The 24,048-nt window shown below is 48.6% G+C and carries 11 protein-coding genes; 8 read left to right on the forward strand and 3 right to left on the reverse strand.

Annotation, left to right across the window (positions count from 1 at the left end; genetic code table 11):
• Window positions 1–18 precede the first annotated feature (18 nt).
• The 3 genes from glgX to ACOMHB_RS21220 form a co-directional block, all read right to left on the reverse strand.
• Window positions 19–2,184: a glycogen debranching protein GlgX gene (gene glgX, locus ACOMHB_RS21210; RefSeq protein ID WP_448218093.1), complete on the reverse strand. Its 2,166-nt coding sequence runs from the start codon at window positions 2,182–2,184 to the stop codon at window positions 19–21.
• 15 nt (window positions 2,185–2,199) lie between these two features.
• Window positions 2,200–4,410 (reverse strand): 1,4-alpha-glucan branching protein GlgB, encoded by a 2,211-nt coding sequence (glgB, locus tag ACOMHB_RS21215; protein ID WP_448218094.1) that lies wholly within the window; start codon window positions 4,408–4,410, stop codon window positions 2,200–2,202.
• A 140-nt stretch (window positions 4,411–4,550) separates the two neighbouring features.
• Window positions 4,551–7,013, reverse strand: a complete 2,463-nt coding sequence (locus ACOMHB_RS21220; protein WP_448218095.1) for a glycogen/starch/alpha-glucan phosphorylase — start codon at window positions 7,011–7,013, stop codon at window positions 4,551–4,553.
• A 305-nt stretch (window positions 7,014–7,318) separates the two neighbouring features.
• Here ACOMHB_RS21220 and ACOMHB_RS21225 point away from each other — a divergent pair, with 305 nt between their 5' ends.
• The 8 genes from ACOMHB_RS21225 (at window position 7,319) to ACOMHB_RS21260 (ending at window position 23,866) form a co-directional block, all read left to right on the forward strand.
• A complete protein-coding gene (locus ACOMHB_RS21225) occupies window positions 7,319–8,218 on the forward strand; it encodes an ROK family protein (RefSeq protein ID WP_448218096.1) in 900 nt (299 codons plus the stop codon).
• A 120-nt stretch (window positions 8,219–8,338) separates the two neighbouring features.
• Window positions 8,339–11,491: a hypothetical protein gene (locus ACOMHB_RS21230; protein ID WP_448218097.1), complete on the forward strand. Its 3,153-nt coding sequence runs from the start codon at window positions 8,339–8,341 to the stop codon at window positions 11,489–11,491.
• Window positions 11,492–11,616: 125 nt separating this feature from the next.
• Window positions 11,617–14,718, forward strand: a complete 3,102-nt coding sequence (locus ACOMHB_RS21235; RefSeq protein ID WP_448218098.1) for a hypothetical protein — start codon at window positions 11,617–11,619, stop codon at window positions 14,716–14,718.
• A gap of 87 nt (window positions 14,719–14,805) precedes the next feature.
• Window positions 14,806–17,928, forward strand: a complete 3,123-nt coding sequence (locus ACOMHB_RS21240; protein ID WP_448218099.1) for a hypothetical protein — start codon at window positions 14,806–14,808, stop codon at window positions 17,926–17,928.
• A gap of 138 nt (window positions 17,929–18,066) precedes the next feature.
• Entirely contained in the window at window positions 18,067–19,152 is a 1,086-nt protein-coding gene (locus ACOMHB_RS21245) for an IS630 family transposase (RefSeq protein WP_448218589.1), read from the forward strand.
• A gap of 292 nt (window positions 19,153–19,444) precedes the next feature.
• Window positions 19,445–19,723, forward strand: a complete 279-nt coding sequence (locus tag ACOMHB_RS21250; protein ID WP_448218100.1) for a hypothetical protein — start codon at window positions 19,445–19,447, stop codon at window positions 19,721–19,723.
• 339 nt (window positions 19,724–20,062) lie between these two features.
• On the forward strand, window positions 20,063–23,122 hold the full coding sequence (locus ACOMHB_RS21255; protein ID WP_448218101.1) for a hypothetical protein: 3,060 nt from the start codon (window positions 20,063–20,065) through the stop codon (window positions 23,120–23,122).
• 522 nt (window positions 23,123–23,644) lie between these two features.
• Window positions 23,645–23,866, forward strand: coding sequence for a hypothetical protein (locus ACOMHB_RS21260; RefSeq protein WP_448218102.1), 222 nt, complete (start codon window positions 23,645–23,647; stop codon window positions 23,864–23,866).
• Window positions 23,867–24,048: the final 182 nt, after the last annotated feature.

Below are 24,048 nucleotides of genomic sequence, written 5' to 3' on the forward strand. Positions count from 1 at the left end.
CCTCTATCAAAAGAAAAATCACCGTCGCTCTTCAATAACCACCAGTGAATTTGCTTCCATCTCAACCCAGCCCCGGGTAAGCAAGGCTTCCCTGGAAAAAGGTGATTCCGAACCAGTATCCAAAAGGCGGGTCCAGTACTTATGGGGTTCGACCTGAGGCAAAGTCACTTTTCTGGACTGCGCTTCATTATTGATCAAAATGTAGAGGTTTTTTTCATCCTCAGAGTTGATCACTGAACTCAGCTTGATACAGAGACAACCCCCACCCAGTTCTCCCAGTTGTGCTTCCGTCAGCTTACTGCCATCCGGCGAATACCAGGCCGTAGCTTTACGACCACCGGCACCACCCAGCAGGAAGTGAGTCTTACGAAAGGATATCAGCTGCCGGACAAATGACTGTAAAACAGCACCATCATCTTCACTGTCCTGCCTCCAGCTCCAGTCCAGCCAGGATAAAGGTGAGTCCTGACAGTAGGCATTATTATTTCCCTGCTGGCTGTTACCGAACTCATCTCCGGCCATCAGCATTGGCGTTCCCCGGGAAAGCATGAGTGTTGCCAGCATGTTTTTTCGAGTTCTCAACCTTTTCGCTTTGATATGACGATCTTCCGTTTCTCCCTCGACGCCATAATTCCGCGAAAAGTTGTGCTGGTCGCCATCCCTGTTCTCCTCACCATTGGCATCATTATGGCGCTCCTCGAAGGAGCAGAGGTCGTTGAGGGTAAAGCCATCGTGGCTGCAAATGTAGTTAATACTGGCTAATGGACGACGTTTACCAAATACATCTTCAGAACCGGTTATCCGCCAGCCCATCTCTGCCAGCCTTCCCCCATCGCCACGCCAATAAGCTCGTGCACTGTCCCTGAAACGATCACTCCACTCCTGCCAGGCCTGTGGAAATCCGGACAGTCGATAACCTTCGGGGCCAATATCCCAGGGTTCTGCAATTAATTTAGTGCGGGAAATAACCGGGTCTTGATGTACAGCGCGGAAAAAGGCGCTGTCATAGCGGAACACTCGATGCTGTCTGGCAAGTGCAGGAGCCAGGTCAAAACGGAAACCATCAACCTGATATTCTTCTGCCCAAAGACGCAACGCATCCATGGTCAGCTTCAGGGTCTGGGGACTGTCAAAATTCAAAGTGTTGCCACAGCCCGTGTAGTTGACGGCAGACAGACGACCATTATGATTGTCCATCAGATAGTAATCACGTTCCGCCAGGCCACGCATACTCAAGCTGGGACCACCATGGCCTGATTCACAGGTGTGGTTGTAAACCACATCCATAATAACCTCGATACCCGCCCTGTGCAGCTCACGAATCATAGTTTTCATTTCAGTGACCGGGTCCCTGATCGCCAGCGAAGGTTCCGGAGCCATCATACAGAGAGGGTTATATCCCCAGTAATTCCTGAGCCCCATATTTTCAAGGCGTTCTTCACTAACCAGAGAGGTCACCGGAAGCAACTCAATGGCGGTGATTCCCAGCCTTTTGAAGTAGTCAATCACACTGGGATGGCATAGCCCCAGGTAAGTGCCTCTCAATGCTTCCGGTACGTCCGGATGCTGCTGTGTAAACCCTTTTACATGCAGTTCATAAACGATACTGTCGGCTCTGGAAATAGCGGGCTTCTTAACAGACTGCCAGTCGAAAGTCTGTTCTCTCACAACACTTCGTGGCATCAAGGCGGCACTGTCCAGCTCACTCTTGAGCCACTGTTCGGCACTGTTTGCCGATGAAAAACGCTTTATCCTGTAAGTATTGTCTTCAGAGGGAGCATGCCACTGGTAGTCAAATAACGCTTCTGACCACTGGACCTTTCCCCGCACTTCGCGGCTATAAGGGTCCATCAATAGTTTGTGACTGTTAAACCGGGGAGAAATAGAAGGCGACCAGGCTCCTTCGGCACGAAAGCCATAACGCTGACCGACCTCAATACCTTTTACCAAAAGATGCCACACCCCCTGATCAGAAGGCATCATTGCCAGCCTTTCTTCCTCATCATTCTGGCTGAACAGGCAAAGGTAGAGTTGACTGGCATCAGGGGCATAAACGGCAAAGTTAACACCTGTTGCTTCATGGTCGGCTGTTGGCAGGAAATCATCATTAACCCTTGTTGCCCCTTGCAGCTCGGGACACCCCGCAGAAACAGAAATATCTGTCATCACAATCGTTTTTTTCACTCACGGCTGTTGTCGTTAAAAGTTATGGTCCTGTGAAATGGGAAGAGCGCGAGAATCCGGAGCAAGAAACAGGGTCGACAAAGGAGGTAGTGTGACCAAAAGAGAGTGATCATAACCGTGGGTGTGAAAATGCTCGGTATAAAGTACCTTGCTGTTAGCAACGCCACTGCCACCAAAGCTCTGTGCATCGGAATTCAATATTTCTTTCCAGACACCCTCGATGGGTACTCCAATCCTGTAATCTTTCCTTACTTCCGGTGTCATATTGGCCACGACTATAACCGGAGAACCTGAAAAGCTTTTTCGAATAAATACAAATACACTCTGCTGCTGATCGTCAGCCACCACCCAGGCAAAACCATTCTGGTCATAATCGGACTTATACAGCACAGGATAAGACTTATACAGGTGATTTAATGTTTTAACCAGAAGACTGAGCCCCTGACTGTAATGGTTTTTATTGAGCAATGCCCAATCCAGCTGGCCATCATGATCCCACTCCCGGGTACTGCCGATCTCAGAACCCATAAACAGCAACTTCTTACCGGGATGCCCGAACATAAAGCCCAGACAGGCACGCAAGTTAGCGTACTTTTGCCACTCATCTCCCGGCATTTTTCCCAGCAGACTGCCCTTACCATGCACCACTTCATCATGAGACAGCGCCAGAATAAAATGTTCGCTGTAGTGGTAGGTCATGCTCTGCATCATTTCCCAATGATGATGGTATCGATAAATGGGGTCACGGGCCATATAGCCGAGGGTGTCGTGCATCCACCCCATATTCCATTTGTAGCCAAAGCCCAGCCCTCCGTCGTAGGTAGGCATGGAAACCTTGGGCCAACTGGTAGATTCTTCAGCAATCGATATCTGATCCGGGTAGTGCAGATAGAGTGTTTCGTTCAATTCCTTCAGGAACTGCACCGCTTCAATATGCTCGTTTCCACCCATGCAATTAGGCTCCCACTCCCCTTCGCTTCTGGAATAGTCGAGGTAGAGCATAGAAGCCACCGCATCCACCCGCACACCATCCAGATGAAAACGATCCAGCCAGTACATGGCATTGCTGATCAAAAAATCCTTTACCTCCGGTTTTCCATAGTCGTAGATATGAGATTGCCAATCGGGATGCCAACCTCTTTTGGGATCAGCATATTCATACAGGGCTGTTCCATCAAAATGACCCAGACCGTGGGGGTCAGAGGGAAAATGAGCAGGTACCCAGTCCAGAATGACACCAATACCAGACTGATGGCAGGCATCAATAAAGGCTTTAAAATCATCCGGATTGCCAAAGCGGCTGGTAGGGGCGAACAGTCCCACGGGTTGATAGCCCCAGGAGCCTGTAAATGGGTGTTCCATAAGGGGCATCAGTTCAATATGGGTAAACTCCATCTCGACAACGTAGGGAATTAACTGCTCTGCCAGCGCCTTGTAAGTGAGACTTTTACCCTGTTCCTGGCGCCAGGACCCCAGGTGTACTTCATAAATACTGACCGGCCTGTCCAGACAGGAGTGATGCTTCCAGTGACAGTCTTCCCACTCATAGTTCAGGTGATCGTAAACAATGGAAGCGTTGCCGGGTGGTTGCTCGGCATAATAGCCATAAGGATCGGCCTTGTGAGGCAGTAGATCCCCTTGCTGGCTGCGAATTTCATATTTGTAGAGATCACCCGCCTTCACATTCGGGAGAAAGAGACACCAGATCCCGTCGTCCGAGCTGGCCATGGGGTGAACTCTGCCGTCCCAGCCATTAAAACTGCCCACCAGACTGACGCTTCTCGCATGAGGTGCGTAGACCCTGAAGATCACCCCTTCTATGGAAACTTTCTCCTCAGGGTGCAACGAAACCAGATGCGCGCCCATATAACGATAGTTTCGATAAGGCTCACGGTGAACATGACTCAGGGTGTAAGACTGAAACTGGTAGGGGTCCATTAATGTATACGACTGATGATCTTTATTTGTGATCACCAGTTGATACAGAAAAACCGAACCGTATTCTGGCGGTACCAGCTCGAACAATCCCGGAGCAATCTGAACCATTTCACCTATGGTTTCGCCGGAAGTAAAGGCGATGACACTGACAGCACTGGCATCGGGCCTCCAGACCCTAAGCAACAGGCCGCCGCCTTCAGGACGCTCATGAAACCCCAGAATATTAAACGGCTCGGCACAGTGACAATTCAGCAGTTGATCGACCAGCGCTTCGACAGAATCAGGCATACAGGGAACGGCTTCTGTTTATTCAGTCTGAGGTATTATAGGAGCCCACTCAAAAATCGACAGGCTCCTGAAAAAAATGCTCTAAAGCAGCGAATCACTATAAGAAGTGGCTCATTCAGGAGTGACCCGCTGCTTTCAGCTCAGGCCATATTCCAGATGATCTTGCTGTAATCCTGAATAGACCGGTCGGATGAAAACTTGCCCATTGAGGCCGAGTTGATGATGGCCTTTCGCCACCAGAGTTCCGGCTTTTTCCAGGTTTCAACAATGCGATCATGGGCATCACTGTAGGCCTGATAATCCGCCAGTGTCAGGAAGTAGTCTCCCTTGTTCAGCAGGGCTTCAACCAGAGGCCGGAAGGCATCCGGCTCTTCGGGAGAAAGATCTCCGGAATCCAGCCAGTCAATGACACTGCGCAGCTCTTCACAACGGTTGTAGACATCCCGGGGGTTATAGCCACGGTGACGAAGCTCTGACACCTGTTCAACCGTCAGACCAAAAATAAAGATATTATCGTCGCCTACCTCTTCGGCAATCTCGACGTTGGCGCCATCAAGAGTACCCACAGTCAAGGCACCGTTGAGAGCAAACTTCATGTTGCCCGTACCGGACGCTTCAAATCCGGCCGTAGAGATCTGCTCGGAAACATCCGCAGCAGGGATAATTTTTTCCGCCAGACTGACTCGATAATTAGGCAGGAAAGCCACCTTCAGCTTATCTTTGATACGACGATCATTATTCACTCGTTCAGCCACCCGGTTGATGGCATGAACAATGGTTTTGGCCACTTTGTAGCCAGGCGCTGCCTTGGCACCAAAAATAAAGACCCGCCGGGGTACATCCAGATCCGGGTTATCCAGAAGTCGGCGATACAGCGCCATGATGTGAAGCAGGTTCATTTGCTGACGCTTGTATTCGTGGAGACGTTTGATCTGGACGTCAAAAATGGCATCAGGGCTTACATCAACATCACAGAGTTCCCTGATAACTGCTGCCAGATGCTTTTTATTGTCATGTTTGATAGCCGCAAAGCGTTTCTGGAATGCCGGATCATCGGCATGAGCCTTCAAAGCATCAAGTTTGTAAAGGTCTTTTCGCCAGTCGCTTCCAACAGTCTCGTCGATCAGGACTGCCAATGCCGGATTGCAATAGTCCAGCCAGCGCCTTGGAGTAACACCATTGGTCACATTGACAATTTTATCAGGCCACATTTTATGAAATTCGGGGAACAGTTTTTCCTGAACCAGTCTTGAGTGCAGGGCAGCCACTCCGTTGACTTTGTGGCTACCAACAACCGACAGGAATGCCATACGAACCATCTGATCATCCCCCGGACGATCCGGCTCTTCGATAATGGACAGGCGACGTTTCATAGCGTCATCGCCCGGCCAGACTGCCTCTACTTCAGAATGCAGAAAGTGGTAGTTAATCATATGAATGATCTGCATATGGCGGGGCAGTACTCTGATAATCAAACTCTGAGGCCACTTTTCCAGCGCTTCTGGCAACAAAGTGTGGTTGGTGTAGGTAAACACCTCACGAGTGATTTCCAGCGCCCTGTTGAATGCAAAACCTTCCTCATCCATGAGGAAGCGCATGAATTCAGCCACAGCGATGGCAGGATGGGTATCGTTCAGCTGAATGGCGACCTTGTCGGCAATAGGTTCGAGGCTTTCACTGTTTTCACGCTTGTAACGTTGGATCAGATCAGCCAGTGAACAGGCGACGAAGAAGTACTGCTGAATGAAGCGCAGCTCTTTTCCCGCAGGATGATTATCGTTGGGATAGAGCACCTGACTGATGTTTTCGGCGCTGATTTCCTGTGAACGGGAATCCTCATAGCGGCCAGCATCAAAGCTGTTCAGATCAAAACCCTGAGCGGCACGACTTTCCCAAAGACGCAGAGTGTTAACAGTCTCTGTGCCATAACCGGTGACAGGCACATCCCAGGGCATACCTAAAATTTCCTGAGTATCTTCCCAGATCGCTTTACCAGCATGTTCTCTCACGGTGCCATAGAGTTTGACGCGCTGCTTGCGCTTGGCTCTCTCAATACCCCATGGGAAACTCTCCTCACGCCAGGCGTCAGGCGTTTCCACCTGTTTGCCTCCGGCAAAGCTCTGACGAAAGAGACCAAATCGATAGTTAATGCCGTAACCCATGGCAGGCATATCAAGGGTGGTCATGGAATCCAGAAAGCAGGCAGCCAGTCTTCCCAGACCGCCATTGCCCAGTGACGGATCAGACTCATACTCAAGAATATCAACCAGAGATATTCCCAGGCTGGCCATGGCTTGTTCTGTCTGCCTGAAGATTCCCAGATTGTGAAGATTGTTACCCAAAAGGCGGCCAATCAGGAATTCCAGCGACAGGTAATAAATGCGCCGGGCTTTGCCTTCACGCTCTCTCTTGCGTGTTGCGCGGATACGTTGCAGACCCATCTCACGAACCACCAGGCTCAGGGCTTCCCAATACTCTGCGGGCCCGGACTCTTCAGACTCAACACCCAGTGATTGTTGAAGATGTTCGACCACCCGCCGGGCAATCTCTTCACTGCCCAAAACGGGCATTGCATCATTTTGCCCAGCCTTGTTTGCACTCATGTTTTTCCACCTGCACTATCAACCATGAAAAACTTTTGGCCATGAGAGGCATTCAATCGTTGCCTACAATCAGGGCTGTTTACTTAACCAAACGTGATGGCATGACCTGTGGATAATTATAATTCTGATTTCAGGTCATTTCGGTTTAGTTGTCATTAATTCCTGCTCAGTCGCACGATGAAAAGACATTACGCCCTGTGTACGATTTCAACATTTATACGACAAAAATTGTTTAATAATGATACCTTCATTTATTCGTTTAAACTCAGATGCCAAGCCAACCGATCCATAAACGAGGTGATTCTGTGCGATTTGGCATTGATGTGGGTGGCACCAAAACAGAGATTGTGGTGCTTTCCGATAGCGGGGAAATGATTCATCGGGAGCGACAAGCTACCCCAAATAATTACCCTGACTTTCTCGATAGCATTCAGGTATTAATCCGCGTCACTGAAAGACAGTATGGACCTGCCAGCCATATCGGTCTCTGCCTGCCGGGCGCTGTCAGTCCTGATACAGGTCGCATGAAAAATGCCAACACCCTCTACCTGATCGATCAGACTGTTGCGGAAGACCTTGAGCAGCGATTGGGTAGAGCCGTGAAGCTGGCCAACGATGCCGACTCCTTTGCCCTGTCAGAAGCAACCGATGGGGCGGCAGCGGGGGCCAGAAGCTGTTTTGGCGTCATTATCGGGACAGGCTGTGGTGGCGGACTGGTGTATAACGGCCAGCTTGTTCAGGGACCCAACGCCATTGCCGGAGAGTGGGGACACAATCCTCTGCCCTATTACCATAACCACACCGACGGTCCGGATCAGAACTGCTACTGCGGCCGCAAGAACTGTATTGAAACCTTTGTATCCGGCACAGGAATGGCCAAACGTTTCCGTGAAGCTCATGGCTTCAGCGCCCGTGAAATTCCTGATGCAAAATCAGTGATGGCAAGAGTTCAAAATGCTGATCAACCGGCTATTGAGCATTTCAATCATTATGTGGATGCATTGGCCCGTGCGCTTGCCGGTGTCATCAACATTTTTGATCCGGAGGTCATTGTCCTCGGTGGAGGTATGTCGAACATCAAGGCACTGTATACCGAACTTCCGGGAGCTGTCGCAAAGTATGTTTTCTCCGATCAGCTGAATAGCCGGATCGCACCCGCCAAGCACGGTGATTCATCCGGTGTCAGGGGCGCTGCCTGGCTTTAAATTAAATAGTTGACATCCTCAGACAGTGGGAACGGAACTTTATTACCAGTTAGTGACTCTAAGACTCAGGACTCACCTACAGGGAAGTGGGCAAATAATAACTTTTAAAGGGCTATAACCATGAATGTAACTCAGGGAGTGAGAAGCTGTTCGCACTTTAGCTATCAACATCAACCAGATTTTGACACCCAGTCAGAATCAGATTTTGAATCAGATTTTGAATCAGATTTTGAATCAGATTTTGATGAATCAGATTTTGACACCCAGTCAGCAACAGCCTCTGGCCAGTGGAAAGTCTGCGAGTCAACCAGCAGGCTGCTGCCCGGTCCTGCCAGGGAGTCTGAGCGACAAAAGCTACTGCTGGCCGCTGAGAGTGGACGCCTGGGGCTTCGGCGAATTGATATATTTAAAGAAGAAAAATACCTTTCTGGTAAGAAAGCACCAAGGCCCTGCACCCTCGCCCTGCCGGGGGCAATGATGCCCACCCAGCGCGTGTCAGAAAATCATGGCGAATGGATGGTAGGCATTGTTGATCCACAATGCCTGTATGTCTACAAACGTAACGCATGGACCAGCAGGCTGCTGGAGCCTGGCTTTACTCCGGAAGGACTGCAAGTAAAACTCCTGCCTGATCTACAATCTGCCCTTGATAGACGTCTTGAGCGTGGCGAACAAGTTATCTGGAGAGTTTATCCCCGTTTCACCTCGGGACATCTGCAAGCAGATGGAACGTTCAGTTTGCCAAAATTCAAACCGGGCCAATGTACCCGCTCAAAGGATTTCCCGGAACTGGTGCTCACCCACTACAGAAGAGAAGACATCAAATGCTTCTGTGTTTATAACGATGCACAGAAAAATATTTCCGATATCCTCCGGGACAAGCGCGAGTGTGAAGAGGAATTGGAGCTTGACCCCTTGCCTCTGGTTGTTTATTGCCACCGCACAGGTTCTGTTCAGGTCTATTTTGAAGATGAGCTGGATAATATGCTCCTGGCCGGGAATGAGCGCTCACTGAAAGATTTTGCGATCTTTCACAAGTTATTCCCAGACACTTTCAGAGCCCTGTTGAATCTGCTGCCAATGTCTTTGCGGGCAAAGACATTGGGTTCGAAATTAACCTTTACACCTGGTCTTAAGGACAAATTGGAACAGGCCATCGAATTACTGACTGATCCCTGTTCATACAGTTATGAGAAGCTTCTGGAACTAAAACAAAGTGGCTTACCCATTCACAAGCATTTTATTTATGGAGACGAGTATGTATCTTTGCTTGACCTGTTGCTGCTTACCGAAATGGGCAGAAACGGTGAGCCAGAGCATGAGCAAACCCGGGAACATGAAAAAGAAGCCTGTCGCTTACTGCAACTGCTTCTGCAAAGTGGAGCAAGGCTGGAGAGCGCCATCCCCTACATTAAAAGCATGAACGATTGCACATCTCAGGTAATACCAGCGAGTGCAATGAATTATATCGTGGCTGCCTTTGATCCATTTGCTTTTCTGACCCTGAAACATCTCGAGAGAATACCTTTAATCGGTTGCCCAGGGAACGTCGTTGAATTTAACCGGATCTGTCAGGGGCTCAGTCAAGAACAAATACAGCAACATATGATGAGGGTATTGGATGTGAGTCTTGATCCTCCATCCCTTGACTTAATCAAATCCCACTTGCTGGCCCTCTTTCATTACGGTGCTTGGCTGGACGAAATGACTCTGGATTGCCATCAACTATTTCTGGACCAATATTGCCATCGCAAAAAGAAGATTGCTGATAATTTTACTGTGGCTGATTTTATCCCGTGGGTTAAAAAACTCTGGGACGAAAGGAACACCTATCCTTTATTCCGGAATTGGCCAGAACATCTGGAGCAGGCTGAGAAGGAGATCAAGGATCTGAAAAAATCTCTCAACCTGAACGACTCTGGCCCATCCGGGCCATTGGCAGACGAACCACCATCGGCATTAAAGTTTATCGAGGATGCGTTCAGCACAGCGCCGGTCTTGCCAGATCTTGTCGGCGATAATGAAAAAACCATCCTGAAGGTATTGCAGCATTACTACCGCCGTCCGGGACCAGAACGGGTGATCAAGAGCCTGCGCAAACCAACCTTGCCAACCCTGTGGAAACCACTGCACAGTTGCAGTCATGTCCTGCGGGCCAGAAATAATGGACACTGGTATATGGAATTGCTGGAGAAATTTCAGCAGTGTTCCCTGAAAGAACAAGAAAAAGAACTCCTGTCGCTGGCGATTATCTACCATGATGCGGCTGCCGAAGATGTCGACAAATCAGCTGAAGAAACACGTTCAGCTGAATATTTCAAACGGGACCTGACCGGATACTACCCTGAAGCGCTGCTGGCTGATATGGCCGAGGCAATGATCAGCAAGGAAAACGATGTTCAGGGTAAGGACGAGCAGAACCTGTCTGTGTCAGTGCGCTGGTATCTGCGCATATTACGCTTTGCGGATCGCACGGACGTTATCCGTGGTTGCGGGGTTGGGGCTGATTTTCCCGGATTAACGGTGACTCCAACCCGGGGTTTTAACGCTGGACTTCTTGACTTACCAACGCTGCTGACTGAAGAGTTTACCTCCGAGCCTGACAACAAGAGTGAATTCCAACGTCATCTGGAAGCCGCCATGCATGGTGCGGCTGATCTGGCGCGGGTAACCGGGCGACTTAACGATAAGCGCAACAAAGATTACACCAAAGTCTACGGTCTGATTGGCAATGGCCCAAAAATCTCTGGGAACTTCGAGTGGACCACTGAGCCAGTAAAGAGAATGAACCAGTTTATTGACGACAATGTCCGCCGCAAAATAGCTCGGGAGGCCGGAATCATTGTCTGTTCAGATGCTGACCACCGGGCCCGGGCCTGCAAGACTGATCAGGACAAAGGGATTACTTACGGTATTCATAACAGCTGGTATGACCTGAGGCAGGTAGAGCTTCCGGCCGGCATGACGCTGCTGGAAAAAATGCAATACGAACATGACCCGTCGCTGCTGAGCCCGGCAACTCAGCAAGCATTGGAACAAGAGGTGCAGCGGCTCAGGAGGGAAGGGATACGGATGAATCCGGGCACCATGAAGCGGGAAACACTGCTTTCGCGGAAAGCCCAGTCAGTGCTGGAAGACCGGGGCATTACCGTGGTCAGCTATAAGCGTCCCTACTTCAACAACGAGGGCAACCCGGAAGAATGGGAAATGCTGGTGCCAAAGAAGATGCCAAAGCCTGATGCCCAGAGCAAACCAACAGTGGGTGGCCGATAGCACGAATGGTATAAGAACCTGATGGAACTTTTCACCGGCCAGTGGCTCTGGAGATGAAGGAAGAAAAAAGATAGACCCCCATAGAGAAGTGGGTAAGTAATAAGTTTTTTTACAGGAGTATTATTATGAATGTTGCCCAAGGAACGGGAACCTCTGCAAGCCTGAGCCTTCCCCCTCAACCAAAGTTTGTTACCCGTTCGGTAACGGCCTCTGGCCAATGGCAAGTCTGCGAGTCAACCAGCAAGCTGCTGCCCCCTCCTTCCAGGGAGTCTGTGCGACAAGAGCTACTGCTGGCCGCTGAGAGCGGACGTCTGGCGCTTCGACGAATTACGTCCAGAGAAGAAAAATACCTTTCTGGCAAGGGAGCACCAAGGCCCTGCACCCTCGCCCTGCCGGGGGCAATGATGCCCACCCAGCGCGTGCCAGAAGATCGTGGCGAATGGATGGTAGGCATTGTTAATCCACAATGCCTGTATGTCTATAAACGTAACGCAGCGACCTGCAGGCTGCAGGAACCTGGCTATACTCCGGAAGATCTGCGCGTAAAACTACTGCCTGATCTACAATCTGCCCTCGATAGACGTCTTGAGCGTGGCGAACAGGTCATCTGGAGAGTTTATCCTCGTTTCACCTCGGGACATCTGCAAGCAGATGGAACGTTCAGTCTGCCAAAATTCAAACCGGGTCTATGTACCCGCTCAAATGATTTCCCGGAACTGGTGCTCACCCACTACAACAGAGAAGACATCAAATGTTTCTGTGTTTATAACGATGCACAGATAAATATTTCCGATATCCTCAGGGACAAGCGTCAGTGTGAAAAGTTATTGAAGCTTGACCCCTTGCCTCTGCTTGTTTATTGCCACCGTACTGGTTCTGTTCAGGTCTATTTTGAAGATGAGCTGGACAGTTGGGACCTGGCCCGGAATGAGCGCTCACTGGATAATTTTGCGCTCTCAAACAACTTATACCCGGACACTTTCAGAGCCCTGTTGAATCTGCTGCCAATGTCTTTGCGGGCAAAGACACTAAGTTCGAAATCAATCTCCTCAACTGATCTTAAGCACAAATTGCAACAGGCCATCGAATTGGTGAATGATCCCTGTTTATACAGTTATGAGAAGCTTCTGGAACTAAAACAAAGTGGCTTATCTATTCACAAGCGTTTTATTTATGGAGGAGAGTATACATCTTTGCTTGACCTGTTGCTGTTTTCGGAATTGAGCAGAAACTTTGAGCCGGAGCATGAGCAAACCCCGGAACATGAAAAAGAAGCTCGTCGTTTACTTCATCTACTTCTGCAGAGCGGGGCAAGGCTGGGGAGCATCATTCCCTCCATTAAAAGCATGGACGATTGCTCATCAGGGGTAATCCCGGCGTACGCAATGAACTATATCGTGGCTGCCTTTGGTCCATTTGATTTTCTGACCCTGAAACATCTCGAGAGAATACCTTTAATCGGTTGCCCGGGAAACGTCGTTGAATTTAACCGGATCTGTCAGGGGCTCAGTCAAGAGCAAATACAGCAACGTATGATAAAGTTATTGGATGTTAGTTTTGATCCTCCACCCCTCGACATGATCAAATCCCACTTGCTGGCCCTCTTTCATTACGGTGCTTGCCTGGACGAAGTGAATCTGGATTCCCTTGAAGTATTTCTGGACAAATATTGCAATAGCAGTATGGAGATTACTGATAATTTTACCGTGGCTGATTTTATCCCGTGGGTTAAAAAACTCTGGGACGAAAGGAACAGCTATCCTTTATTCCGGAATTGGCCAGAACATCTGGAGCAGGCTGAGAAGGAGATCAGGGATCTGAAACAATCTCTCAGCCTGAACGACTCTGGCCCATCCAGCCCATTGGCAAGTTCATTGCCAATCGAAACACCATCGGAATTAAAGTTTATCGAGGATGCGTTCAGCACAGCGCCAGTCTTGCCTGATGTTGTTGGCGATAATGAAAAAACCATCCTGAAGGTATTGCAGCATTACTACCGCCGTCCGGGACCAGAACGGGTGATCCAGAGCCTTTATAAACAAACCATGCCAACCGTGTGGAAACCACTGCACAGTTGCAGTCATGTCCTGCGGGCCAGAAATAATGGACACTGGTATATGGAATTGCTGGAGAAATTTCAGCAGTGTTCCCTGAAAGAACAAGAAAAAGAACTCCTGTCGCTGGCGATTATCTACCATGACGCAGCTGCCGAAGATGTCAACAAATCAGCTGAAGAAACACGTTCAGCTGAATATTTCAAACGGGACCTGGCCAGATACTACCCTGAAGCGCTGCTGGCTGATATGGCCGAGGCAATGATCAGCAAGGAAAACGATGTTCAGGGTCAAGACGAGCAGAACCTGTCTGTGTCAGTGCGTTGGTATCTGCGCATATTACGCTTTGCGGATCGCATGGACGTTATCCGTGGTTGCGGGGTTGAGGCTGATTTTCCCCAATTAACGGCGTCTCAAATCTGGGGTTTTGACGCTGGACGTCTTGACCTACCAACGCAGCTGACTGAAGAGTTTACCTCCGAGCCTGACAACAAGAGTGAATTCCAACGTCATCTGGAAGCCGCCATGCATGGTGCGGCTGATCTGGCGCGGATAACCGGGCGACTTCACGATCAGCGCAACAAAGATTACACCAAAGTCTACGGTCTGATTGGCAATGGCTCAAAAATCTCTGAAAACTTCGAATGGACCACAGAGCCAGTCAAAAGAATGAACCAGCTTATTGACGACAATGTCCGTCGCAAAATAGCTCAGGAGGCTGGAATCATTGTCTGTTCAGATGCTGACCACCGGGCCTGCAAGGCTGATCAGGACAAAGGGATTACTTATGGTATCCATAACAGCTGGTATGACCTGAGGCAGGTAGAGCTCCCGGCCGGCATGACGCTGCTGGAAAAGATGCAATACGAACATGACCCGTCGCTGCTGAGCCCGGCAACTCAGCAAGCATTGGAACAAGAGGTGCAGCGGCTCAGGAGGGAAGGGATACGGATGAATCCGGGCACCATGAAGCGGGAAACACTGCTTTCGCGGAAAGCCCAGTCAGTGCTGGAAGACCGGGGCATTACCGTGGTCAGCTATAAGCGTCCCTACTTCAACAACGAGGGCAACCCGGAAGAATGGGAAATGCTGGTGCCAAAGAAGATGCCAAAGCCTGATGCCCAGAGCAAACCAACAGGGGTGGCCGATAGCACCAATGGTATAAGAACCTGATGGAACTTTTCGCCAGCCAGTGACTCCAAATAACGTAAGCACCCCTTATGGAAGTAGATAAGTAGTTTGTTTTACAGGAGTATTACCATGGATGCTGCCCAAGGAACAGGAACCTCTGCAAGCCTGTATCTTCCCCCTCAATCAAAGTCTGACACCCAGTCGGTTAAGGCCTCTGGCCAATGGACAGTCTGCGAATCCACCAGCAGGCTGCAACCCGATCCTTCCAGGGAGTCTGAGCGACAACAGCTACTGTTGGCCGCTGAGAGTGGACGCCTGGCGTTTCGGCGAATTAATTTGTTTGAAGAAGCACAATATTTTTCAGGCAAGAGAACACCAAGACCTTTCACCCTCGCCCTGCCAGGGAGAATGATGCCCACCCAGCCTGTGCCAGAAGGTTATGGCAAATGGATGGTAGGCATTGTTGATCCACAATGCCTGTATGTCTACAAACGTAATGCAGGGACCAGATCGCTGATGATGAAAGTGCCTGGTGTCACTCCGGAAAAAATGCTGGCAAAAATGCTGCCTGATCTGCAATCACTGCTCGATAAACGTTTCGAGCGTGGCAATCAAGTCTTCTGGAAAATTTATCCTCCTTATTTCACTTCGGGACATCTGCTGCCAGACGGGACGTTCAGTTTGCCAAAATTGAAATCTGGCCCTTATAACACCCATGATGATTTCCCGGAGCTGCTGCTCACTCACTACAGCAAAGAAGACATCAAATGCTTTTGTGTTTACAACGATGCCCAGAAAAATATTTACAATATCCTATGTGACAAGCGTCGGTGTGAAGAGGAATTGAAGCTTGGACCCTTGCCTCTGGTGGTTTATTGCCACCGCACAGGTTCTGTACAGGTCTATTTTGGTGATGAGCTGGAGAGTTCACGGATGTACATGAATGAGCGTTCTCTGAATGATTTTGCGCTCTCACAGGGCATAAGCTCAAACCATTTCAGAGCCATGTTGAATCTGCTGCCAATGTCATTGCGGGCAGAGGCACTGAGTTCGGAATCAATCTTCTCACCAGGCCCGGATGCCAGGCACAGACTGCAAGAGGCCATCAAGCTGGTCAGTAATCCCTGTCACTACAGTTATCAGAGGCTTCTGGAATTGAAACAAAGTGGCTTGTCAATTCACCAGTCTTTTTCTCATGAAGGACGTGTTCAATCTTTACTTGGAATGTTACTGGTTTCCGAATTGATCAGAGACAGTCAGCCAAAGCACGAGCAAACCCGGAAACAGGCGGACGAAGCCTGCCGCTTATGTCAGCTGCTTCTGCAAAGCGGTGCAAGGCTGGAAAAGAATTTTCGACCCATTTTCAATATGGATGATGGCTTACACCCATTAATACCACCGAGCATAATGAACTATGTTTTGGCTGCCTTTGCTCCATTTGATTTTCTGACCCTGAATCATCTCCGGAGACTACCTTTAACCGGTTGCCCGGGAAACGTCATTGAATTTGACCGAGTCTGCCGGGAATGCACCCAACTGCAGCGGCAAAGCTTTCTGGAACAGCTAATAATACACCATGTGGTTGGCTTTGATCCTCCTACTCTCAACACCCTCCAGTCCCTCTTACTGGCCCTGTTCCATTACGGAGCTTCTCTGGACAATGACGTTCTGAATCGCGTTAAAGTCTATCATGCGAGCAGATATGGTAATGGTAAGAAGATTATTGAAGATTTATCTCTGAATGGTTATATCAAATGGCTTAAAAACCTTCGGGATCAACGGGAAACATATCCTTTCTACCAAAATTGGCCAGAGCATGTCCGGCAGGCTCAGCGGGAAGTTGAGGACCTGAAAAAATCTCTCGGCCTGAACGATACCGGCGCATCGGCAACACCATTGGCAGCGCAGGTACCAACGGCATTAAAGTTTGTGGTGGAGGCGTTCAGCAGACCGCCAGTCCTGCCTGACAATGTCGGCGATAATGAAAAAACCATCCTGAAGGTATTGCAGCATTATTACCGCCGTCCAGGACCGGAACGGGTGATCCAGAGCCTTGCCATGCAAAACATGCCAACAGTATGGAAACCTCAGCACAGCTGCAGTCACGTCCTGCGGGCCAGAAATAATGGTCACTGGTATATGGAATTGCTGGAGAAATTTCAACAATGCTCCTTGCGCCCGGACGAAAAAGAACTCCTGTCGCTGGCGATTATCTACCATGATGCGGCTGCCGAAGATGTCGACAAATCAGTGGAAGAAACAAGTTCAGCCAAGTATTTCAAACGGGACCTGGCCAGACGCTACCCTGAACAGCTTCTGAATGATATGGCCGAGGCAATGATCAACAAGGAAAACGATGTCAAGGGTAAAGACGAGCAGAACCTCTCTGTGTCAGTGCGTTGGTATCTGCGCATCTTACGCTTTGCGGATCGAATGGACGTTATCCGTGGTTGCGGGGTTGGGGCTGATTTTCCCGGATTAACGGTGACTCGAACCCGGGGTTTTGATGCCAGTCGTCTTGACTTACCATTGCAGCTGACCAGGGAGTTTAGCTCCGAGCCTGACAACAAGAGTGAATTCCAACGCCATCTGGAAGCCGCCATGCACGGTGCGGCTGATCTGGCGCGGGTAACCGGGCAACTTCTGGATTGGCGCAAAAAAAACTACACCCAAGTCTACGGTCTGAGCAACAATGGCTCAAAGATCTCTGAAAACTTTGAATGGACCACTGAGCCAGTGCAGAGAATGAACCAGTTTATTGACGACAATGTCCGCCGCAAAATAGCCCGGGAGGCCGGAATCATTATCTGTTCAGATCCTGACCACAAAGCCTGCAAGGCTGATCAGAACAAAGGGATTACTTATGGTATCCATAACAGCGGGTATGACCTGGGGCAGGTAAAGCTTCCAGCCGGAATGACGCTGCTGGAAAAGATGCAATACGAACATGACCCGTCACTGCTGAGCCTGACAACACGACAGGCATTGGAAAAAGAAGTAGAGCGTCTGAGGAGCGAAGGTATACGGATGAATCCGGGCACCTTAAAGCAGAAAACACTGGCTTCGGAGGAAGCCCGAAAAGTGCTGAAGGATCGGAGTATTGCCGTGATCAGCGAGAAGCGTCCCTACTTTTTTACCAACAAAGACGACCTTAGAGAACCGGAAATGCTGGTGCCAAAGAAGATGCCAAAGCCTGATGCCCGGAGCAAACCAGCAGGGGTGGGCCGACAAAAATCCTTTGATCTGCTGTAAAAATGCAAGGGTCTCCCAGATCAAACAACCAACGACAAAAAAAGGACTAAAACTAGTGTAGTGCGACCTAATTAACAGTACATAAAGACTCCTAACGGTCTACTATGGATGTTATTCCAACCACTGCCTGTTTTTACTATGCGAGTTGCCACAGAGATAATACTTGATGCTTCTGAAGAAATACGACTCAGAAAGATTACTTCATCAAATACTTGCCCTCTTCGCTTGGCCCGCCGTGCCCAGATTGTTCTTCTCTCTGCAGAAGGAAAAAGCAATCTTGAGATTGCGCAAATACTGAAGATCGGTCGTCATCAGGTCAGCCGCTGGCGTGACCGATATGCTCAGGAAGGCTTCTCCGGGATTGAACAGGATCGAGCTCGCAGTGGCCGTAAAAAGAAGATTGATGCTGCTGAGATTGTGAGTCTGACCACAAACACCCTTCCGGAAAATGCCACTCACTGGAGCACCCGAACTATGGCTGCTGTTAGCGGTATCAGTGAGAGAAGTGTTCGCCGGATATGGCATGCATATGGCCTCAAGCCTCACCTGGAAAAGACATTCAAGGTGTCCCGAGACCCGAAATTTGTGGAGAAGCTTGAAGATATTGTCGGACTCTATCTGTCTCCTCCTGAACATGCGTTGGTGCTGTGCTGTGATGAAAAAAGTCAGGTTCAGGCACTCGATCGAACACAGCCTGGCTTACCGTTGAAGAAAGGGCGTGCCGCAACAATGACTCATGATTATAAACGACATGGTACAACCACTCTCTTTGCAGCACTGAATGTACTTGATGGTGCTGTCATCGGTCAGTGCCAGCAGCGTCATACCCATGTGGAATGGTTGAAGTTTCTTAAACAGATAAATAGGGAAACGGCAAAAGACAAAGAGCTGCACCTGATTTGCGACAACTATGCGACTCACAAACACCCGAAGGTGCGAGAATGGCTGGAAAAACATCCTCGTTTTCATATGCACTTTACGCCAACGTCAGCATCATGGTTAAACATGGTTGAGAGATTTTTTCGGGATCTCACGAGTCAGCGTTTACGCCGTGGTGTGTTTGTCAGTGTGCCACAGCTAGTCAGTGCGATTGATGAATATATTGAAAAGCATAATCAAAATCCAAAGCCGTTTATCTGGACTGCTAAGGCAAATGATATCTTAGAAAAAGTCGTTCGGGCTAATCGCCGGTTAAGTTGCAAAAAGAACGACGCACTACACTAGTAACTTCAGGGGTTACTGAGATGTTTAGTTATATGCAGAAACCACACCTCGAAATTTTCCGATTATAATTTTGAGTTATAAATAATTCCCAGCAAACTTGCCTGGTAGCTCAGCTCATTTCCAGTGCGGGATGCTTAGAGCAGCTTTCCCTTTTCGTTGTATTTCAGTCCCAGTTATGACGTCCGGAAATCTGCTTTCCGGCAGAAAGTGAAAAGCTGGTTAATAGGGCAGGAACTTCCCAAGGGGGGTTGTTGTCTAACTAAATAGGATAACTTGATAACGGAGTATTTTTATGAACCCTACAAGCACTGCAAACAATGTTGGCTCTTCTGTATTTCATGCGAAATTGGACGAATTTATTAAATCACACCCACGCTATGAACCCAGCTTTCTGCAAAGCCTCAGGAATACATTGGTTAAGGATGCTGAAGTGCTTTCGAAAGCGCTTTTGAGCAGAAATATAAAAGGTGAAGAAAATATTAAAAGGTTTTTGGATAATGATCCTGATGCCCCTTATTTTGGAACCCTCTCGATGTTTTATGAAAAAGCGTTAATTGCAATATCACAATAACAAGTTCTTGTTAAAAACTATTATTGAGGGCAGTAAGAACCTGACGGAAATTTTCGCAGCAGCCTGTCGGACTTAAGACTGTCCTACACGGCAACTGCTCCTGCGTTGCTCTAGCTCCTGCATCCATGCAGTCGTGCGGTTGCAATAAATTGGTCTAAAAATCTCTGTTTCTTCGTCAAATAGCTCGCTATTCTCCTCAGAAACAGAGATTTTTATCCTCAATTTCTTGCAATCCTCGCTACGGACGCTTAAGTCCGACAGGCTGCTAGCCATTTACTCTAAAAAAGGAAGACCTCCATAAGTAAGTGGGTAAATGATAAGTTTTACAGGAATATTACTATGAATCCAGTCCAACAAGGCAAAGGAGCCTCTGCGGGCCTGTACTCACCCCCTCAATCAAAGTCTGACACCCAGTCGGTAAAGGCCTCTGGCCAATGGACAGTCTGCGAATCCACTAGCAGGCTGCTGCCCGATCCTTCCAGGGAATCTGAGCGACATAAGCTATTGCTGGCCGCTGAAAGTGGACGCCTGGCGTTCCGGCGAATTAAATTGACTGAAGAAGACAATTACTTTTCAGTTCAGGGGGCACCAAGACCCTTCACTCTCGCCCTGCCGGGGGAAATGATGCCCAATGAGGCCATGCCAGAAGGGTTAGGTCAATGTATGGTAGGCATTGTTGATCCAGAATGCCTGTATGTCTATAAACGTGATGCAGAGACCAGATACCTCCAGTACGGCAAATCTCCGGAACAACTGTTAATAAAACTACTACCTCACCTGCAATCATTGCTCGATGTACGTCTTGAGCGTTGCAATCAGATCATTTGGAAAATTTACCCTCATCGTTTCACCTCAGGCCATCTGCAAGCGGATGGGACATTCAGTTTACCAAAATTGAAACTCGACGATGGCACCCGCTTATTTGACTTCCCGGAACTGTTGCTCAACAAATACAGTAAAAAAGACATCAAATGCTTTTGCGTATATAAGGATGCACAGATAAATATTTCCGACATCCTGAAGGACAAGCACCAGTGTGAAAAGGTATTGAAGACCGGACCTTTGCCTCTGGTTGTTTATTGCCACCGCACAGGTTCTGTACAGGTCTATTTTGCTGATGAGCTGGACAGTCCATATCTGACCAGGAATGAGCGATCTCTGGATGATTTAGCGTTTTCACAGGGCTTGGCTCCAGACCATTTCAGAGACATCTTGAATCTGCTGCCAATGTCTTTGCGGGCAAAGGCACTGAGTTCGGAATCAACCGTCTCAGTTGATCCGGATGTCATACACAAACAACAACAGGCCATCGAGCTGGTAAGTGATCCCTTTGTTTACAGTTATGAGAAGCTTCTGGAGTTAAAACAAAGTGGCTTGCCAATTCACCAGTGTTTTTTTCATAAAGGAAAAGTTCAATCTTTACTTGGCATGCTGCTGGATTCCGAAGTGTCCAGAAACGACCAGCCAGAACACGAGCAGACCCTGAAACAGGAGGACGAAGCCCGGCGCTTATGTCAGTTGCTTCTGCGCAGCGGTGCAAGGCTGGAGGAGTATTTTTATCGCATTAAGAACATGGATGGTCCCCGCGTACCTGTAATCCCGGCTGGAATATTCGATTGTTTTGTGGCTACCTCTGCTCCATTTGAGTTCCTGACTCTGGAACATCTCAAGTGGTACCCTTTGACCGGCTGTCCGGGAAGCGTCGTTGAATTTGACCGTATCTGTCGCGGTCTCAGTAAACGGCAGCAGCAGGATTGCCTGAGAAGGGTATTAAAATATGTGGTAACTCTCTGGAATATAACCCTCAAACATATTCAGCTCAGCTTATTGGCCCTGTTTCATTACCAGATTTCCGTGGACAAAAACGTTCTGGATAGTCTTGAATCCTATCTCGATAGGTATTGCGAAGAAGATGAAAATATCATTGATGATTTTCCCGTGGCTGATTATGTCAAATGGGTCAAAAAACTATGGGAGCAACGGGAAACATATCCTTTCTACCAGAATTGGCCAAAGCGTGTCCGGCAGGCTCAGCAGGACATCAAAGATCTGAGACAATCTCTCGGTCTGGACGATTCTCACAATCTGGCAACGCCATTGGCAACCGAAACACCAGCGGCATTAAAGTTTGTGGTGGACGCCTTCGGCACAGCGCCAGTCCTGCCTGATCTTGTCGGCGATAATGAAAAAACCATCCTGAAGGTATTGCAACATTATTACCGCCGTCCGGGACCGGAACGGGTGATCCAGAGCCTTGGCATGCAAACCATGCCAACCGTGTGGAAACCACTGCACAGTTGCAGTCATGTCCTGCGGGCCAGAAATAATGGGCTCTGGTATATGGAATTGCTGGAGAAATTTCAGCAGTGCTCCCTGAAAGAACAAGAAAAAGAACTCCTGTCGCTGGCGATTATCTACCATGACGCGGCTGCCGAAGATGTCGACAAATCAGCGGAAGAATCAAGCTCAGCTGATTATTTCAAACGGGATCTGGCCGGACACTACCCTGAAAAGCTGCTGGCTGATATGGCAAAGGCGATAGTCAGCAAAGAAAACGATGTTAAGGGTAAAGAGGAGCAGAACCTGCCTGACGCTGTGCGCTGGTATCTGCGCATATTACGCTTTGCAGATCGAATGGATGTTATCCGTGGTTGCGGGGTTGGTGCTGATTTTCCCGGATTAACGGTGACTCGACCTCTGGGTTTTGACGCTACACGTCTTGACTTACCATCACATCTGACCAGTGAGTTTAGCTCCTGGTCTTGCAACAAGAGTGAATTCCAACGACATCTGGAAGCCGCCATGCATGGTGCGGCTGATCTGGCGCGGATAACCGGGCAACTTCTTGATCAGCGCAAAAAAAACCACACCCAAGTCTACGGTCTGGACGACAATGGCGCAAAGATCTCTGAAAACTTTGAATGGACAACTGAGCCAGTAAAGAGAATGGACCAGTTTATTGACGACAATGTCCGGCGCAAAATCGCTCAGGCGGCCGGGATTATTGTCTGTTCAGACCCCAACCACCAAGCCTGCAAGGCGGATCAGAACAAAGGGATCACTTATGGTGTTCATAACAGCTGGTATGACCTGGGGCAGGTAAAGCTTCCGGCCGGAATGACGCTGCTGGAAAAGATGCAGTACGAACATGACCCTTCGCTGCTCAGCCAGACAACACAACAGGCCATAGCACAAGAGGTGCAGCGACTGAAGAGCGAAGGTATACGGATGAACCCGGGCACCTTGACCCAGGAAACGCTGTATTCGGAGGAAGCCCAAAAAGTGCTGAGGGAGCGCGGTATTATCGTGGTCAGCGAGAAGCGTCCCTACTTTAACAACGATGGCTTCCCGAGAAAACGGAAAATGCTGGTGCCAAAAAAGATAGCCAAGCTTGATTGAGAACACGCCAGCAGGTTGGCATGAACAATCCTTTGATCTTGCTATAAAGTCCATGCCGCTTCGGGTAATAGGACCTTGCCGGAACTTTTTCCCAGTTAATCACTCTAACTATCGGGGCCATTCGCAATGAGCCGGTCCCGGGTGATTTAATGAACAGGAGTTCAATATGGCAGCAAAGCCGGTATACGCTCCTCATTTCGGCTAAGGGAAGATGAACCTGACAATAGGGAGAAAAAAAAGGAAATACCAAAAAAGTATGGAAGGCATCAAAAACAGACAAAGGTTTCTGAAAGAATAATCTCATCGAGTTCCGAAACTGATAGTCATTCGTCAAAAAAGACCGGTTTTAAATCTGAAAGCTACAGTTTTTCAGGGTTAACATCTTACTCTGAGACTGGTTGCCGTTCGTCAACAAAAACTGTTTACGGATCTGATCGCAGTTATTGCTCAGAGTCTGAGGCTGAATCTGATAGCCGTTCGTCAGGGTCAGATAACTCATACAAAACTTATGAATCTGTTGAAATGAGTGACAGAGCTCAGTTACTTGAGAGGTACAATCGTCTATTAATTGCCCCCAACTTATCCGATTTTAAAATACAAGGAATACCAAGCAGAGATGAGTTCAGGAAAAAATATAAAAAGCTGTTATTAAGAATACACCCAGACAAAGCAGGGAAGGATAACGAGGAATTATTTAAAACAATTTTTCCTATTTGTGAAGAAATTATGAAAAAATTAAAATAACCTGATACCAAACAATTACTTCAGAAAAGCAAAAGAAGAAGAAACAAGGACAACCATAAATTTGATTGACCATCCACCCGGAAACCCAGTCAAGAGCAACGACAACAATTCATTAAAGAGGTACTATGTGAATTCATACTCTCCCCCCTCGATCATGGAACTTTTTTCCAGCCAGTCACTCT

It is taken from the genome of Endozoicomonas sp. 2B-B, from assembly GCF_053470045.1.

Coding starts and splice junctions, on each gene's coding strand:
- glgB (WP_448218094.1), bottom strand. CDS start 4,410: ATGCCTGATTCTGTCGAAGCGCTGGTCGATCAACTGCTGAATTGTCAC.
- ACOMHB_RS21220 (WP_448218095.1), bottom strand. CDS start 7,013: ATGAGTGCAAACAAGGCTGGGCAAAATGATGCAATGCCCGTTTTGGGC.
- ACOMHB_RS21230 (WP_448218097.1), top strand. CDS start 8,339: ATGAATGTAACTCAGGGAGTGAGAAGCTGTTCGCACTTTAGCTATCAA.
- ACOMHB_RS21235 (WP_448218098.1), top strand. CDS start 11,617: ATGAATGTTGCCCAAGGAACGGGAACCTCTGCAAGCCTGAGCCTTCCC.
- ACOMHB_RS21240 (WP_448218099.1), top strand. CDS start 14,806: ATGGATGCTGCCCAAGGAACAGGAACCTCTGCAAGCCTGTATCTTCCC.
- ACOMHB_RS21245 (WP_448218589.1), top strand. CDS start 18,067: ATGCGAGTTGCCACAGAGATAATACTTGATGCTTCTGAAGAAATACGA.
- ACOMHB_RS21250 (WP_448218100.1), top strand. CDS start 19,445: ATGAACCCTACAAGCACTGCAAACAATGTTGGCTCTTCTGTATTTCAT.
- ACOMHB_RS21255 (WP_448218101.1), top strand. CDS start 20,063: ATGAATCCAGTCCAACAAGGCAAAGGAGCCTCTGCGGGCCTGTACTCA.
- ACOMHB_RS21260 (WP_448218102.1), top strand. CDS start 23,645: ATGAGTGACAGAGCTCAGTTACTTGAGAGGTACAATCGTCTATTAATT.